The sequence below is a fragment of the Paenibacillus sp. FSL R10-2796 genome (assembly GCF_037965315.1).
GTDB classification, from domain to species: Bacteria; Bacillota; Bacilli; order Paenibacillales; family Paenibacillaceae; genus Paenibacillus_AQ; species Paenibacillus_AQ odorifer.
Window position 1 is genome coordinate 5,960,606 of sequence record NZ_CP150178.1, and the last position, 17,337, is coordinate 5,977,942.

A 17,337-nucleotide genomic window follows, 5' to 3' on the forward strand; every position below is an offset into this window, starting at 1 on the left:
GCTATTCACTCAAAAATGACCAATAACTACCCTCTGCACTAGCAATAACGCCTCTCCGGTCCGATACTAATCTCAAAAGTCCTAAAACCCACGAATAGTGGCATCTGAGTCCGAATGATCTGTGTGACGCATGAGTAAAGTAATCAAATGTTAGTTTGGTAATGCGATCGGACTCAGGTGACACTATACTCACATATCCCCTTTGATTTGGACACTTTCGGACTCCAGAGTCGCTATTCACTCAAAAATGACCAACGACAACCCTCTGCACTAGCAATAACGCCTCTCCGGTCCGATACTCACCTCAAAAGTCTCAAAATCCACGAATAGCTGCATCTGAGTCCGAATGACCTGCATAACGCATAAGTAAAGTAATCAAATGTTAGCCCAAATGATCAGTGTGACGCATAAGTAAAGTAATCAAATGTTAGTCCAAATGATCAGCGTGACGCATGAGTATGTAATCAAATGTTAGTCCAAATGATCAGCATGACGCATGAGTAAAGTAATCAAATCTGAGTCCAAATGATCAGCGTGACACATAAGCAAAGTAATCAAATGTTAGTCTAAATGATCAGCGTGACGCATGAGTATGTAATCAAATGTTAGTTTGGTATTCGGTCGGACTAAGGAGCTCAATATTCATATAAATAACCGAATTATACTCTCTGCTTAGTCACTAAAACCAAAACCCAAAAAAAGAGCAGTCCCAATAACACAGGACTGCTCTGTACCTCTACTCGATCATAACCTTCATATCTCAATTCATTTCATCATTCATCACTCATCACTCATCACTCATCATTCATCATTCATTTCATCACTCATCATTCATCACTCTTCGATCCCGCTAGAAACTCTAACTAACATGGTCTCCAGCACTTTCAGATGCTGCAAACAATATAGCACCGTCCGCCTCTATCATTACCGCTTGCTCCCGGCGCATTAACTCCGCTAAATGCGCAAGTGTCTCACTCATTGCAAAGCGCATCTGGTGAACGGTGGTTACCCGGCTGCGAAACAGAATTTCGCAGACGGCGAAGCCGCTCAGCGGGCCGTTTGCGAGCAAGGCTGCCGTGGTATCCAGCCGCTCCTCATGATGAGCGAGCAGGCTGCTGACCCGATGCGCGAAGCCCGTGAACGGTTCCCGATGACCCGGGAACGCCATGCTGACCGGGTAGCTCCCCAGCTCCCGCAGCCCCTGAAGAAACGTCTGCAGCGGCTGTGGATCGCTGCCTGGAAGCAGGCTGACATTGGGCGAAATCTGCGGCAGCACAGCATCGCCGCAGATCATTTGCCCGCTGCCCGCATGATAGAAACTCACATGTCCCGGTGCATGTCCGCCAGTTACAATCAATTTCCATTCACGGCCACCCATCCCGAAAGGCTCTACCTCATTCAGATAAGTTACAACCGGCTGCGGCTCCACTTGCGCGTCAAAGCTCTCCAAATGCGCTTTTATTCCACTCGACCATTCTTCCGACATTCCGTGTCTGATGAAATATAACGGCAAAACTTCATTGATATCCGTGTCACTGCCCCACATCAACATCGCTTCGGCATGAGCACGTTCAGTCATCCATACTTTACATCCGGTCTGCGACTGCAACCATCCCGCCAATCCATAATGATCGGGATGATGATGCGTTACGACGATATCCCGCACGTCCTTCCACGACAATCCCAGCTCCTGCAGGATCGCATGCCAGCATTTTTCTGTCTCCGGGCTACGCGGACCCGGATCGATAATAGTAATTCTGCCATCCTCATCGGGAAGAATATAGCTGTTCACTTGACGAAGCGGCGAGTCCATGGGCACCGAGACCTGAAGAATGTTCTCGTCCCATGAAGTGATATCCGCCTTAGACATGGTGCGATCACCGCCTTTGAATCTTTTTCCTGATACCATTACGATCGAATTCCACTAAAAATCATCCGCGTGGAGCTTGCTGCATTATAAACCTCATCTTCATAGCTGCCATGCACAGCTTCGAGCTGTAAACCCGCTTCCTCGATCATTCCGCTGAATTTCTCCAAGGAATACAGCTTCACACGTTCATGATATTGACGAGGTGTAGAATCATTCTTAGAGGTTAAAATGATGTCCTTCTTCACATACCCATCCTCGATCCGCCGCGACTCATCAATCAGATTCTTTCCATCCTCACGGGTAGAATGCGGCACCAGATGACGAATCACATACGCAGGGTTCAGATAATCAATAACAAACTTGCCACCCGGCTTCAACATCCGATAGATTTCACGCAAAACCTTTACCTGCTCCTCATCCTCTTCAAAATAACCAAAGGAAGTGAATAGATTAACCACAGCATCGAAACCTCCAGTTAACGGTAGGTCCCGCATGTCAGAACGCAGCCAAGTTACCTGCTCCGCTCCTTTTTGAGATCTTGCCTCACGCAGCAGTACCTCTGATAAATCTACTCCAGTTACCTCGTACCCTGCTTCCGCAAGCGCCAGTGAATGACGTCCCATCCCACAACATAAATCTAGCACTTTGGAGCCTGGCGGTAGTCCCAGCCACGAGATCATTCGTTCAACTTCTTTACGAGCTCCACCAAAGTCTCGATGTTTGTATACGACCAGATAATCCTCTCCGAAGCTCTTTTCATACCATTCAGTCATGTTGTCTCTCCTCCCACAGGCGTCTTCCTGTAACTCCACTCTATGTATGTTAATGTATCGCCATTGTACAGTCTTTTACTCACAAACTCAAAGAAGAGTTGTCACAGTGGAGCGCTCAGCCCCTTCATGACAACTCATTCCTGTAGCTTCCCTTACACAAGCTGCTGCAAATATACTCGCGCTTCATAAGGACGAAGTTTAAGCGGTTGGATCTGCTCATCTTTTTCTACGGAATAATTAGAAATTAACAGCTCAATATTGTCTGGTTGGAACTCCGCTGGCCATTCGAATACAGGCTCTCCATCATAAAAATTCAGAATAACCAGCAGCCGCTGATCTTCTAATGTCCGAGTATACGCATATATCTCTGTATGCTCTGCGAGCAGCAGCCCGTAGGCTCCATAAACGATGACTTTGTGTTTTTTTCTCAGGGCAATCAGCTGTTTATAGTAGTTGTAGATGGAATCGGGATCTTTAATCGCATTGCCAGCGTTGATCTCCATATAGTTGGAATTTACTTCAATCCAAGGAGTCCCCGTCGTAAAACCACCTGCGTGACCATCGTCCCACTGCATCGGGGTGCGGGCATTATCCCGGCTTTTATGATGAATGGCAGACATAATCTGCTCTTCTGGAACGCCGTTTTTTCGCTTTTCTTCATAATAATTAAGCGTCTCTACATCCCGGTACTCATCAATGGATTCGAAACAGACATTCGTCATACCAATTTCTTCGCCTTGATAAATATAAGGTGTGCCTTCCAGCATGTGAATGAAGGTCGCCAGCATTTTAGCCGAAGGAATCCGGTAAAAAAGGTCGTTCCCAAACCGGGACACTGCGCGCGGCTGGTCATGGTTGCAGAGATAATTCGCATTCCAGCCTTTGTCATGCAGAACCGTCTGCCAATTACTCATAATCTTTTTCAGCTCCAGTAGACTCCATGGGACGACATCCCATTTCCCACTACCTGCCGAAGCGGCATCCAGAAACATATGCTCAAACTGAAAAGTCATATTCAGCTCCCGGCGACCATCACCTACATAATCAAGCGCCTGCTCCGGTCCAAGTCCTGAAGTCTCACCTACCGTCATAATATCGTAGAAATAAAGCACTTTATCATATAAATTCTGTAGCAGGGTATGCACATCTGCCAGATTGGAGAACATTCCATAAGCCCTTACGGTAGGTGTTCCACCTGGATTATCCGCATCCGGGTAACCTTTCGTCTTCACGATATGTGCAATGGCATCAAAGCGGAATCCGTCCACACCCTTCTTCAGCCACCATTCCACCATCTCATGCAGCTTATCAATGACCACCGGATTCTCCCAGTTCAGATCAGGCTGATATTTGGAATAGAGGTGAAGGTAATATTCATCGGTCCGCGGATCAAGCTCCCACACCGAGCCACTGAAATAAGACTCCCAGTTATTCGGGGGACCTCCATTTTTTCCTTTTCGCCAAATATAGTAGTCCCGTTTCGGATTATCCTTCGACGATCTGGATTCAACAAACCATGGATGCTCATGTGACGTATGGTTCAGAACCAAATCCATCATCAGCTTCATCCCACGTGCGTGCATCTCCCTCAGCAAATGGTCAAAATCATCCATCGTGCCAAATTCCTTCATAATGTCACAGTAATCACTGATATCATAACCGTTATCATGGTTTGGTGATTTATAAATAGGGCAGACCCAAATCACGTCTACACCTAAATCCTGCAGATAATCCAGTCTGGATATGATTCCTTGCAAGTCTCCAATCCCATCTCCGTTACTATCCATGAAGCTAATCGGATAAATTTGGTACACGACACTCTCTTTCCACCATTTCGGGTTCATTTCTCGGTTACCTCCTATTTAGCTATATGTAGAGTTTAACCACACAAAGCCTAGTAGATAACAATTTACTCCTACTTCCCTAGTCCCTTTTGATATTGTGAGGGCGTAAGTCCGGTCCATTTCTTAAAAGTAGCACTGAAGTGGCGTTCTTCCCCATAGCCCACTAACTTTGCAACGGCGTACATTTTTAAGTTTTGGCGGAGCAGCTTTTTTGCCTCTTCTACCCGGTATTGATGCAAGTAATCGAGAAAATTCACACCCAGCTCCTGGCGGAACAGTGAACTTAAATAAGTATTAGATACATAAGCTTCCTTCGCAACATACTCCAGAGATAGATTGGTATTATATTTGTTACGGATGATCTCAAGCGCTGTAACTACTGTTCGATGCAGAGGGCGATGTTTAGAAAAAGCCTCTACCACATTCTGCATGATCTTATTCAGGATCGTAGATAATTCTTCCAGCGTCTCGATCTGTGGTGCCTGCTCCATCCAATTGACCAAATGCTGCTTCCATTCGAATCCAGCTACTTGTTTTTCCTGCGCAAGCCTCTTAAGGCGAACGACAAAAGCTGTTGCCCGAATATTCACCTCCTGCTTGAGGCATCCGGGGTTTCCGCGAAAACGTTCCAGCCACTGCTCCAGCAGATCGAGGGCAAGCTCATTACTTCCTGCACCGACTGCCACAAGCATCTCATCCTCCAGCACATTTAATTCAGGATCATCTAAAATCCCGATCTCCTGTGCGCCACCCCCAATAACTCCCGAACCTTCTGTAAAAAAATAAACGCCGCCTTTCCCGTTCAGAAAGCGGGATTCCATAGCCTGAAGCGCTTCTTTATAAGACAGGTGAGCTTCCGAAATATCCGCACGACAGGAGCCTACAGCAATACTGATTGACAGCTTGAGGTATTTCTCCAGATTGCTTTGCAGCATCCCGATCTGCTCTTTTAAATAGATGGGGGTTCGGTAAGACTTGCGAGAATCCGTTCCAGCTAAACCACTGCCGATCCAGAGCAGGAGATTGCCATCATGAAAGGTCTCGATTTTTCCTTTATAGATAGGAGACAAGGTCTCACTAATAATATTTAGGGCCGCGTAACGTAAAAGTACAAAATCCTGTCCAGACCCACCAGCAGAGGGAGGATCAAAATCAAAGCTGACCAGCCCAATCTGCGGACCTTCGTGACTAATAGCCATAGCTAACTCACCGATCAGCTCCTGCCGCCGCTCCAGCGGAACCGGAGGATGATGAATCCATTGGGACAGCACTTGGCTTTTGACAAGCGGTGCATTTTTATGCCAGGAACGATCTCTTTTTAGCTGCTCATTCTCCTGACAACGCTGCCTTTCAATTAGCTCCTTAGCCTTGAGTACCGTCTTCAGAATTTCCTCCGGCCGGCACGGCTTCAGCACATAATCGACAACCCCCAGCGCAATCGCTTGTTTCGCATAAGAGAACTCATTGTAGCCAGATAAAATAATCGAGCGAAAGTCGTAACCGCGACGCCGTCCAGCTTCGATTAGCTCCAGACCATTCATCTGCGGCATGCGGATATCCGTTAACAATAAATCCGGCTGTTCAGACTCCATCAGAGCCAGCGCTTCACTTCCGTTCCCCGCCTCGCCCATTACCTCAATCTGATGCGAATTCCAGTCAATCATATTGACGATACCCTCACGGATGGTGTCTTCGTCTTCAGCAATCAGCAGCTTCAGCTTCATCATTTAGGGACCCTCCACAGTGATATGAATGATAATACGTGTGCCTGCTCCTTCTACACTCTCTACTTGCAATGAGGCTCCGGCAAAAAACAAAGCTAAACGTTCCTGTACATTCGAGAGTGCAAACCCCGAACGTCCAGCATTCTCCTCTTCCTCCGAAATAGAGCTTCCTCTCGCTAAACGCTGATGTAGCTCCTGAAGTCTTTCCGGCGTGATTCCCACCCCGTTATCTTGAACCTCGAGTACAATAGTTCTATCTTTGCGAAAGGCGCGAATCGAGATGAGTCCACTTCCAGCCAGTGGCTCGATCCCATGAATCACTGCATTTTCCGCCAGTGGCTGGAGCAGCAGCTTCGGAACTGTGAAATCCTTGATACTCTCATCCAAGGCAATTTCGAACTCAAAACGTTCTCTAAACCGATTTTTTTGCAGGAACAAATAATTCGTCACAAGCTCTACTTCCTGTTCCAATGTAAACGTATCCCGCCCATCATTTAAGCTCAGCCGGAATACTTGAGAAAGCGAATAGACCATATCCGCTATTTCTTTGTCGCCCTTCTTCTCAGCTTCCCAACAAATCGTATTCAGCGTGTTATATAAAAAGTGCGGCCTGATCTGCGCCTGAAGCGTTTTCAATTCTGCTTCCTGCTGCTTCAGTTTGGAGGCATATACATCATTGATGAGCGATTTGATCCGCTGCACCATTAGATTATAACCATGGCCCAAGAGACCAATCTCATCATTCCCTTCAAAAAATACGCGCTGCGTGAAATCCCCTGTCTGGAATCTGCGCATGGAGCGGGAAAGTTTTTTCAGCGGTTTCGTTATTGAGGCGGCGGCGAGCCAGGTAACCATTAAGCTAACTGCTAAGCACAGAAAAGCGATCGTCACCGTGACCTGTGAAATCTGCCCCAGCTCTTTGACAAGCTGCCGTTTGGAATGCACCACCACTACATACCAACCCGTCGTTTCTGACTGCAGATGCGAGACAATCCACTGTTTGTGATCCGCTGTAGACTCCAGTCTCTCCTCTAGGTTCAACTTAGGGTCGCTGTCCGCAAAATACGGAAGATCAAGATCTCTTTTGCCGATCCAGCTCCGGTTAGAAGCCGTAATGATGAGTCCGTCTCGATCTACCACAAACATATCTACATCATCTTCAGAGTTGTCTAGATATTGGCTTCCGATCTTTCCAGCATCGACCCCGATCACCGCTAGCCCTGCGGGTTTTAAAGTATATACATTCTTGATAATTCTGGAAAGTACAATCTTATGATAATGATCACCAACAAATATGCCATCCGTGGGTCTGGACAATCCAAAGGTTGGACTGCCTGCGGCTTCAACGGCTTCCTTGTAGTACGAGGTTTGGATAAAGTTAGAGAACTTCATGCCAGTCGTCAATCCGGCTTGGTTCGCAGCAAAAGGCTCCGCCCCATTATTCTGGTCTTCCAAAGAGTATAGAATCAGGGATTGAATCGAATTGCCAGCGACCATCAGGTTGGTGACCGTTTTAAATACGGAATTACGTTCTTTTTGTGCTTCTGACGACACTAAGAGCCGCTGCACACTTTCATCCAGAAAGAGTGTATTGGAAAAAGAAATCATTCCCCTCACCATCTCATCAATCTGCTCTGCTGTTTTCCGGGTCAGGTGATCCTGTGACTGTTTCATTTTCTCCACCACCTGCTGCGAAGAGATCTGATAGGAGTTCCACCCCATAGCAAATATAGTCACGAGAAGCAGCGGCACAAACCATAATAACAGCTTAAACTGGAGCGGAAGATGGCGATAACGGCTTAATAAGCGGATGTTTCGATTCATGAGAACCACCTTCATGTATAATCAATAAATGTGTAAACCAAGTATAACTGAAATCATTAAACCCTGAACCAGCTTTTTACAATCACTGAAAAATGCCTACATAGTTCTTAAATATGGACCATGTTTCTATCGGTCATAAACTCTTAAGATGGGGATGCAAGAAGAAACGACATTGTCGTCCTCGTTTGATGACAGCCGTTCTCGTGGAAATATATCTCATAAAAAAGGTGGGTTTTTGATGAAAGGTAAAGGAATAAAGCTAGCACTTATGAGTCTAATGCTACCAGCTCTGCTGGCAGGCTGCGGTGGCGGAAATAACAATGCGAAAGCTACCAATGCACCTACAAATGACAAGGCCGAAGCTACTGCCGAAGCAACAGCTAGTGCAGGGGAAAACACACCCGCCGAAAAAATCACACTGAAGTTCTTCACCGCGCTCGCGGATCGGGCCAATGGTTCAGGTAAGGTAGAGCAAGACATTATCGATGCTTACATGAAAGAGAACCCTAACGTCAAGATTGAAGTGGAAGCGCTTCAAGATGAGCCTTACAAATCAAAAATCAAAGTGTATGCCTCCAGCAATCAGCTTCCCGATATCATTCAAGCCTGGGGTCAGCCCTCCTTCCTGAGTCCGCTGCTGGATAACGATCTACTGCTTGAACTGAACAGTGCTGACTTCGAAGGTAATCAGTTTGTGTCCGGATCCATGGACGGCTTCAGTAAAGACGGTAAGCTTTACGGCTTGCCGCGTGGTGCCGACTACATGGTGATGTACTATAACAAAAAAATATTTGCTGACAACGGCATCGAGGTTCCAAAAACAACAGATGATTTGCTTGCCGCCGTCAAAACACTTCGTGCCAAGAAAATTAACCCGATCGCTATGAATGGTATGGACGCTTGGACACTGCCTATCTGGTATGAATTTGTAGCCCAACGTCAGACTGGCGATTTCAATACAATGGATGAAGCTGTTGCACGTAAAATATCCTTTACAGATCCTAGTCTGGTTGCAGCTGCAACTGAAATGCAGCAATTCGCCGATGCTAAAGGTTTTGCCGATGGCTGGCTGACTGCCGATTACGGTGCTGCACGCAACTTGTTCGGACAAGGGCAAGCTGCCATGTTCTTTATGGGCGCTTGGGAGTCGGGTCTGGCAACAGACGAGAACTTCTCTGAAGAATTCCGCAATAACGTAGGTGCTTTCGCATTCCCAGCTTCAGCTAAAGGTAAAGCAACCGATGATGCCGCTTGGTATGGTGGTGGATATGCAGTCAGCAAAAACTCCAAACATGCTGAAGCCGCTGTTGATTTCTTGAAATATTTCTTCGCTCCAGAGCATTGGTCTAAAATGCTATGGCAAGCTGGCGCGGGTACACCTGCGCAGCAATTCGATCAATTCCTAACGGGTAACGAAACCCAGCTGCAAAAAGAATTGATTGAAGTGTTCAGCTCCATGACCTCTTCCAGCGGTACTCCACTGCAGGATGTGGGTGACGATGAGTTCAAGCAAAAGGTAATGGAGGCGCATCAAAGCCTGCTATCTGATGCGATTACCCCTGAAGAATTCGCCAAAGCACTGGATGCTGCATCTGATAAATTCGCTGGTAAATAAACCAGAGAACTACAAAAAACATGAACCTTAGCGCTCCTGAAGTAACCTTATAGATGGCAGTGCGCAACCCCCGGCTTCCCCCAGAGGCCGGGGGTTTGTTTTCGAAAAAATGTATACACCGATCTGAAATTTACGGCATGTTCCGGTGCCTGGCTTCCCGTTACGATGGTAATAGATAGATTACTCTTTAAAAGGACGGAGATTTCCATGCACAGAGTGTTAAGCGACAAAAAAGCGATTTTCTTACTCATCGCACCTGGACTGTTCCTATTTGCTTTTATGATCTGCATCCCTATCTTCATGAGCGCTTATTACGGTTCTACGGATTGGGGCGGAATCGGCAAATACAATTTCATCGGCTTTGATAACTACCGCGAAATTCTATTTCATGACAAAGTGTTCTGGAGATCGCTGGTCAACGCCCTGCTCCTGACCGCCGCCACAGTATTTTTACAACATCCCTTTGCCATTCTCATGGGGATATTCCTAACCAATTCCGGCAAATACGAAAAAATATTCCGGACGATCTTTTTTATCCCCGCTGTAATTTCCGTCGTCGTTACAGCCAAGCTGTGGACCGGAATTTTCCATCCGAACTACGGACTGCTTAACAAGCTGCTAAGCGGAGTTGGATTGGATGCACTTACACATGATTGGCTCGGTGATCCAAAGACGGCCATCTGGTGCATCATCATTGTTGTTATGTGGCAAGGCTTTGGGTATGCACTACTGCTGTATTATTCAGGTCTGCAAGGCATTCCGGAAGATTTAAGCGAAGCCGCAAGAATCGATGGCGCCAACAACTTTACCCTCTACACGCGTATCATCATTCCGCTGCTTTCGCCGATGATGCGGGTTGCCATCATCATTGCCGTCACCACCTGTCTTAAGCAAATGGAAACCGTATTCTTAATGACCAACGGTGGCCCTGCAAATAGCACACAGTTCCTAGGGAACTATCTGTACAAAACCGCCTTCTCATCATCGCTATACGGCTATGGTAATGCCATTTCCATTCTGTTTATTGTGTTCTGCCTGATCCTAACCGTTATCCTCAACAAGATTTTAAAGAAAGATATCGGAGAATTTTAAAGAAACCCTGTAACCGGAGGAAATCCTATGAATAATTCCTTATCGCCTGCCGCTTCACCCCCTAAGCTAAACCTTCACAAACAAGAACGCAGAAAGCCTACAACGGGCAAAATCCTAATGATGGTGTTCCTGTGTATCATCGCGTTGATTCAGTTATTTCCGCTTATTTGGTTGATCGATTATTCCCTGCTCAAGAGCGGTGAGTTCTTTGGAAGCTCATTTCTGAAATGGCCCTCTCCACCCCAGTGGGAGAACTATCGAAACGCTTTTACCTACGGGCGTGTGCCACGTTATTTCGCCAACAGTCTTATCATTACAGTGATAACTGTTATGCTCTCTGCGCTGGTGTCCCTGATGATGGGATATGCGTTTACCCGGATGAAATGGAAGCTAAGTGGCATTGTCCTCTCTCTAATCATGTTAGGCATGATCATCCCGATTCACGCCACATTGCTGCCAAACTTCATTCTGTTTAACAAGCTTGGGATGCTGAACAATATGTACACATTGATTTTGCCTTACTCAGCCATTGTCATCCCCATGAGTGTCCTGATTATGACCGGGTTCCTGGAGACCATCCCACGGGCTATTGAAGAGTCCGCCGTTATTGATGGCAGTGGCATTTACGGGTTAATCTTCCGTATCATCCTGCCCATCACCAAACCCGCGCTGGCAACCATCTGTGTGCTCAACTTCATCAGCACGTGGAATGAATTCATTATGGCGAACACCTTCCTCACCTCGGAAGATCTTAAGACGATTCCCTTCTCCATTATGAAATTCACTGGTGAGTATTCATCCAACTATGGTGCACAGTTCGCGGTTATGACGATCATCGCTATCCCAACCATCCTGATCTACCTGCTCTTCACAGAACAGATGACCAAGGGAATTACCGCTGGAGCGGTTAAGGGCTAACACAATAAACTTAATCCTAACAACATTAAAAGGCTGACAAGACAGGTTTCGTACCCGTCTTGTCAGCCGTTATTCATTCTTACTAATATCTCTTACGGTCGTTGCCAATCCTCCCTCAGCCATTCAACCAAGAGGAGCTCTGGCACATTCACTTTATTAACTTCGGCATAGTCTCTCACCCGTTCAAGCAAACGTCCCGCGGTTCCAGCACTAACCTCTAAACCATGTGCGTTCAGAACATGCATGATTCCACCACTTCCGGAATGTTTACCTAACACAAAATGATGTGCTCTCCCCACCTCTGTGGGATCAAAGGTCTGGTAGGTGGCTGTTTCTTTCAACAAACCGTCAACATGTATCCCAGATTCATGTGTGAAGGCGAGTGATCCGACGATTGGTTTGGCATCGCCGACACTTCGGCCCGAGGCTGTGATCACCCTATCCGCCAGCCCCTTCAAACACTCCGGACGTACGCTGCTCTCTCCGCCATAAAGATAACGCCAAGCCATCACTACTTCTTCCATTGCTGCATTCCCGGTACGTTCACCAATCCCTGCTACCGTAGTGCTTGCCCAGACCGCACCCGCGGCAATACCGCTAAGTGTGTTTGCAGCCGCAAGACCAAAATCATTGTGGCAGTGTACCTCAAGCTCTACATCTACAGGAACAGCACTAAGTAATGTGCTCACCCGCTCTGCCATTTGACCCGGATGATGAGCAGATACCGTATCTGCATAACGGAACCAACGAATGCCTTCTTTATATAATGTATTTACCAGTTCAACCAGGTACTCCATACTTGCCCTTGAAGAGTCCTCCATCCCCACCGACACAGTCATTCCTAGCCGTTGGCCATATTCCGTCGCATGCAGTAATCTTGTCAGACCTTTGGCAGGTGTTAAACCTAGCTTACCTTGTAATTGAATTTCCGAGACAGGGATCGATACATGACTCCAGTTCACACCCGTCGCCCAAGCTTTGTCGATATCACTTTCCAAAGCCCGATTCCAAGTCATCATCTTCATAGGTAGACCTAAATCAGCGATGGCCGCAATATCTTCTTGCTCTTGCTTGCCCATGGCAGGAATTCCTACCTCTGCTTGCTCCACTCCGCATTCCGACAGCAACCTTGCGATTTCCAGCTTTTCTTCCCTCGTGAATGAAACTCCAGCCGCCTGTTCACCATCCCTAAGTGTCGTGTCACATAGCCTGAGACTTTTCACGGTTTACCTTCCTCTCCGCAGCAAGTGCAATTCGGATTACGGGTAATATGGACGCTGTAACAGGCGAAGTCGAGTGAATTGAAGCGATGCATTACGCCCGCATAAGTCGTCCCTACCCTTGTAACCCATTTTACGGCTTCCAACGCAGCCAGACAACCCGCAATTCCGGAGGTTGCTCCCAATACTGGAAAGCCAAACGGTTCCCATTCTGGATTCACATCCGGATAAAGACACTCTAAGCAAGGGGTTTCACCAGGTATAACCGTTGTTAGTGAAATCTCAAATCCATACATCGCCGCCTCTACCATTGGCGTGCCGGTTTCTACACATAGGCGGTTCAACGTATATCTTTCCGGAAAATCATACCGTGCATCAATCACTATATCGGCTTGTTCTACCCAAGGTTTTGCCATATTGTATTCAATCTTCGAATTAAATCCTTCCATTTCAACATTTGGATTCAGACGTTTTAGCTGCTGAATGGCTGTGCTCATCCTTTCCATACCTAAATGATCACTGTCCATCAAAATCTGTCGATTTAAATCTGGAGGCACAATCTTTCCTTCATGCGCCAAGATCAGCTTGCCGATTCCGGCAGCAGCTAAATAAAGTGCGGCAGTGCCTCCAAGCCCTCCAATTCCAGCAATCATCACTGTAGCTTCTTTTAGTGCTTTCTGCCCGCCCTCTCCAAGCAGCTTCAATTGGCGAGCGTATCGTTCCAGTTCAGTGCCGCCTACAAGCTGCTCCATGTTGCTCCCTCCCTGTCTGAGCTGCATCATTGGAATCTAACCCTCCAGACCATCCGTTCCATAAAGAGCTGTCATTTCATTAAATTTATCCATAAAGGCTAACCCTTCTTCTACACAAGCAACGCCGTAGCGAATTACTTTCTCCTCAGAGGTAAAAGGAAACGGAAAACCTGCTCTCAAGCTTTTTAACACAAGAATAATCCGATCACTATATAAAAGAGCACGCCCAAATCCTTCCCCGTTTATTTCAGATGAACTCTGAACCAGAACCCCACTCTTCTCCTCGATCACGCCCGCCACCGCCTGAAACAAGAGAGGAACCTGCAAACGGACTTTTGGAGAAACCGCGCAGTTAAAATCAGATTTGTTCTTGTCTTCAGGGGAAGCGAGAAACAATCGTTCGATCTTCTTCTGTGGTGAAAGAGAAGCATGTCTTCCAAAAAAGTCTTCTGTATCAAGCAATTGACACAACCGCCGTATGAACATCTTTGCTATATCTTTATCCAGCTCTTTCTCCGTGGTTCGACTACGGCGGTTTAATACTGCCGCTTCCGGAGCAACCCGGCCCATTAATGCAGCACTCTCATTAGCTATGGGATCCATCTACACTCGCCCCTTCCGCTTCATTTTCAGCATGTAATACCTTGGCTAGCCACATCGGTGGTTTGCCCTGTAGCATTTCAACAATCCGCTTCACTTGCTCATCAATAGGACTGCCTGGTGGAACCTTTACCGGCATAATTTTACGACGTGTGACTCTTGCCGCTGCTGAGGCTCCAATCTGCATGATGAATATTAGCGTGCAATCCTCTACCACCTCCAGACGACTCTCTATTTTGCCTGCTTCATCCTGATTGAGAATCGTTGGCAGTTTACGAAGACCTATAAGCTCCCCGCCACCTTTGGTAACTTTATAAATTGCGAACATCGGACTCTGCCCAAAATGGGCATTCACTCTAATTCCATCCTCTGTAGCGAATGCTACTTTCACGATGTTCCTCCTCCCTTCGCATTAACAGATTCGCCGCTTTATTCGTCCACTCCATCGCTCCCCGATACCCTACAGAAGTGGCCATATAAGCACCAAGCTCATTCCAAACGGGAAATCCAGCCGCCATAAATGCTGCATCTAACCGCGCCGCTCCATTTATCCCATGTGAGTTACCGATCCATAAATCTGCACCTTTACCCAAAAACTCAACATCATCCAGATCACCGACCCATACCTCTCGTTCCATCTCAACCACCAAAGGAGTTTCATAGGAAGTGACCAGGGCCTTTTGCTCCACCCCCAGCTCTTCGAGCCAAGAAGATACGGTATACAAATGATCTGGCTCCAGCGCAACAAGTGCAGACATTCCCGCAAATTGAAAATGAGCATCCAGCATGCTATCCAATAAATTCTCTCGTTGCCAGCAATAACGAAGCTGTACCGGCTCCCCGCTAATTTGATGCAGAAATTGCAAAATATCATCCGTTGCTTTAAGCCCCATAGCACTCTCGAATACTTTGTAGGGAGTTCCCAGCGCATTATGCAGTCTTCTAGCTGGACGCTCCATACTTCCGCCGATGGCAAGGGTTAGACCCGAATGCAAGCTTTGCAGCATCGAATCTAGAGGCACCCCACCTCTTGTTAGCGGTGAAAATCCTGTCAGCAGATGCCCAGACAAAGAGGTCGATATATCAGGTACAGCGATTACCTCAAAACCGAAGGAGGATATCATTTCTTTCAGCTCCATCACATCACCCGGCGTCAGAAACGATCCCGGCAAGAGGGTAATCTGACGTGAATTCACACTCCTTGAACCCCGATGGCCTACCTGCTGAATCATCTCATCAAGCATCGCCTCTACGGTAGAACTGAACCCCGATTCCAATGAACCACGAAAGTCTGGTAAGGTGACGGAAAAAGCAAGCCCACCCCGCATGTTCCGCTCCCTTTTATAGGTCTTGAGCATGGATTGATAATCCACTCCAGCCACATCCGTCAGCTCAGTCCCAATAATGCCTATAATGTCTGGTCGGTGTTTACTGAGTATGGTATTTAGAGCTTCCTCTAAATTACGATTCGCATCAAAGATTACATCCATCTCCTGTAAAGCAGAGGTCTGTACGGCTATAGGCTCGCGAAAATGCCGGGTAAGCAGCGCCTTCGGAAATGCGGAACAACCTTGCGCACCATGCACAATAGGCAATGCCTTGTAGCAGCCCTGAAATGCCAGTACGGAACCAAGGGATTGACCGATTTTGATTGGATTAACTGAAGTAGGTTTACTCCTTTTGTTAACGGTCATAGGAAGGTTCCTCCTTATCCCAGGGAGCGGCACTGGCAGCCAGCTTCCAGATTGGATTAGCAAGAGAATACGTCAGCTCCTTAGCCAGCCTTAGTAAACCTTCGTAACCAGCATAGGCTTTGTGTCTTTCTTGATTAATATCGATAAACGGAATCTGCTCTTTCATTGCCACATACATATTCCGTCCGCCAGCAATCATAATATCTGCCTTACGATCCCGGACGGTTTTGATAATTCGGCTTGCCCCGCCCTCCGGGATATATTCGGTGTCATCACCAACACGATCCGCTATACGCCGTATATCATCTTCCGTGCTTTTGTTCGTGCCTACACCTACCACCTGAACGCCTAACTCCTTCAGTGCGGAAATAATCGACCAGCTTTTTACTCCACCCGTATAGAGAACTGCTTTCTTTCCTTTAAGCAGCTTGCGGTAGGGCCGCAGCTCCTGAATCAGTCTGCTTTCCTCTCGTTCCGTCAACCGATCCACACGCCGCTCCATCTCACGGTCATTCAGCAAATAAGCCATTTGACGTAAGGAATAAGTTGTCTCCTTGGCCCCATAGAAGGAGCCTTCGAAATAAGGAATGTGGTATCTTGCCTCCATTTCTTTTGCCAGACCTAACAATGCACGGCTGCACACAACCATATTCACTTTTGCATGATGTGCCCATGTAATTTCCTTATATCTTGCATCCCCTGTAATTCTGGACATTAGCGTAATTCCAACACTCTTCATTAATTTCTCGATATCCCAGATTTCACCCGCGATATTGTACTCCCCAATCAAATTCACACCTAAAGGAGTCTCCATTTCTGGTTCACCTGTGCCAATGACATATTGTAGCAGCGCTTCTCCAGCCAGCCGATTTCCGAGATTCTTACTGCCTACGAATCCGGGGCTGTTCACGGGGATCACAGGAAGTCCCAATCTGCCTGCCGCTTCCTTGCATACCGCATCCAAATCCTCGCCAATCAATGCTGTCACACAGGTCGCATATACAAATATTGCCGGAGGCATAAAGCGCCCGGCAATATAGTCAATGCTATCTTTGAGTTTCTTTTCTCCGCCAAAAATAATATCGTTATCGTTGAGATCTGTAGTGAAACCGTATTGTGAAAGTGATGGCCCGCTTGACAAAGCCCCTCTACTTTCCCAGCTATTCCCGGCACAAGCAGCCGGCCCATGGACAAGATGCGCAGCATCCATGATCGGCAGCAGCGTGATTTGGGCTCCGTCAAAGGAGCAGCCCCCAGCCGCTTCGCCCGGCTTGGGGCGTGGACATGGTTTCGATTTCGGAGTTAAGCTCCCGCAAGCTTGCGCGTCGGATACATCGTTTCTGATGGACTCCATCGTACCACCTCCCGTAACTGAATACTCCTTACGCTTAAAATGCTCAATTATTCAGTG

Annotated in this window: 14 protein-coding genes; 3 read left to right on the forward strand and 11 right to left on the reverse strand. The window is 47.1% G+C overall.

Annotation, left to right across the window (positions count from 1 at the left end; genetic code table 11):
* Nucleotides 1-859 precede the first annotated feature (859 nt).
* From NST58_RS26650 to NST58_RS26670, 5 genes are all read right to left on the reverse strand, one after another.
* Entirely contained in the window at nt 860-1,870 is a 1,011-nt protein-coding gene (locus NST58_RS26650; RefSeq protein WP_339244721.1) for an MBL fold metallo-hydrolase, read from the reverse strand.
* Between the two features lie 38 nt (nt 1,871-1,908).
* Nucleotides 1,909-2,643: a class I SAM-dependent methyltransferase gene (locus tag NST58_RS26655; protein WP_312149175.1), complete on the reverse strand. Its 735-nt coding sequence runs from the start codon at nt 2,641-2,643 to the stop codon at nt 1,909-1,911.
* A 152-nt stretch (nt 2,644-2,795) separates the two neighbouring features.
* On the reverse strand, nt 2,796-4,487 hold the full coding sequence (locus NST58_RS26660) for an alpha-glucosidase (protein ID WP_076186343.1): 1,692 nt from the start codon (nt 4,485-4,487) through the stop codon (nt 2,796-2,798).
* Nucleotides 4,488-4,558: 71 nt separating this feature from the next.
* On the reverse strand, nt 4,559-6,214 hold the full coding sequence (locus NST58_RS26665) for a response regulator (protein ID WP_076129195.1): 1,656 nt from the start codon (nt 6,212-6,214) through the stop codon (nt 4,559-4,561).
* Nucleotides 6,215-8,035 (reverse strand): sensor histidine kinase, encoded by a 1,821-nt coding sequence (locus NST58_RS26670; protein ID WP_339244724.1) that lies wholly within the window; start codon nt 8,033-8,035, stop codon nt 6,215-6,217.
* A 238-nt stretch (nt 8,036-8,273) separates the two neighbouring features.
* Between NST58_RS26670 and NST58_RS26675 the strand changes: the two genes are divergently transcribed.
* The 3 genes from NST58_RS26675 (at nt 8,274) to NST58_RS26685 (ending at nt 11,660) form a co-directional block, all read left to right on the forward strand.
* Nucleotides 8,274-9,650 (forward strand): extracellular solute-binding protein, encoded by a 1,377-nt coding sequence (locus NST58_RS26675; protein WP_076129193.1) that lies wholly within the window; start codon nt 8,274-8,276, stop codon nt 9,648-9,650.
* 207 nt (nt 9,651-9,857) lie between these two features.
* Nucleotides 9,858-10,742 (forward strand): sugar ABC transporter permease, encoded by an 885-nt coding sequence (locus NST58_RS26680; protein WP_036679565.1) that lies wholly within the window; start codon nt 9,858-9,860, stop codon nt 10,740-10,742.
* Between the two features lie 27 nt (nt 10,743-10,769).
* The gene (locus tag NST58_RS26685; protein WP_036679567.1) at nt 10,770-11,660 is read left to right on the forward strand and encodes a carbohydrate ABC transporter permease; all 891 of its coding nucleotides are present in this window, start codon (nt 10,770-10,772) and stop codon (nt 11,658-11,660) included.
* A 92-nt stretch (nt 11,661-11,752) separates the two neighbouring features.
* Here the strand turns inward: NST58_RS26685 and NST58_RS26690 are convergent, their stop codons facing one another.
* The 6 genes from NST58_RS26690 to nifE are packed head-to-tail and all read right to left on the reverse strand — an operon-like array spanning nt 11,753 to nt 17,280.
* Nucleotides 11,753-12,883: a homocysteine methyltransferase gene (locus NST58_RS26690; RefSeq protein WP_076186351.1), complete on the reverse strand. Its 1,131-nt coding sequence runs from the start codon at nt 12,881-12,883 to the stop codon at nt 11,753-11,755.
* Nucleotides 12,880-13,632, reverse strand: a complete 753-nt coding sequence (locus tag NST58_RS26695) for a HesA/MoeB/ThiF family protein (protein WP_076303295.1) — start codon at nt 13,630-13,632, stop codon at nt 12,880-12,882. Before NST58_RS26695 ends, NST58_RS26690 begins: the two co-directional genes overlap by 4 nt.
* A gap of 36 nt (nt 13,633-13,668) precedes the next feature.
* Complete coding sequence (locus tag NST58_RS26700; RefSeq protein WP_076146353.1) at nt 13,669-14,235, reverse strand: DUF269 domain-containing protein; 567 nt, start codon at nt 14,233-14,235, stop codon at nt 13,669-13,671.
* The gene (locus tag NST58_RS26705; protein ID WP_036679578.1) at nt 14,219-14,623 is read right to left on the reverse strand and encodes a NifB/NifX family molybdenum-iron cluster-binding protein; all 405 of its coding nucleotides are present in this window, start codon (nt 14,621-14,623) and stop codon (nt 14,219-14,221) included. The genes NST58_RS26700 and NST58_RS26705 overlap by 17 nt, the downstream gene beginning before the upstream one ends.
* Nucleotides 14,589-15,926 (reverse strand): nitrogenase iron-molybdenum cofactor biosynthesis protein NifN, encoded by a 1,338-nt coding sequence (gene nifN, locus NST58_RS26710; RefSeq protein WP_076186360.1) that lies wholly within the window; start codon nt 15,924-15,926, stop codon nt 14,589-14,591. Before nifN ends, NST58_RS26705 begins: the two co-directional genes overlap by 35 nt.
* On the reverse strand, nt 15,916-17,280 hold the full coding sequence (gene nifE, locus NST58_RS26715) for a nitrogenase iron-molybdenum cofactor biosynthesis protein NifE (RefSeq protein WP_076303287.1): 1,365 nt from the start codon (nt 17,278-17,280) through the stop codon (nt 15,916-15,918). Before nifE ends, nifN begins: the two co-directional genes overlap by 11 nt.
* Nucleotides 17,281-17,337: the final 57 nt, after the last annotated feature.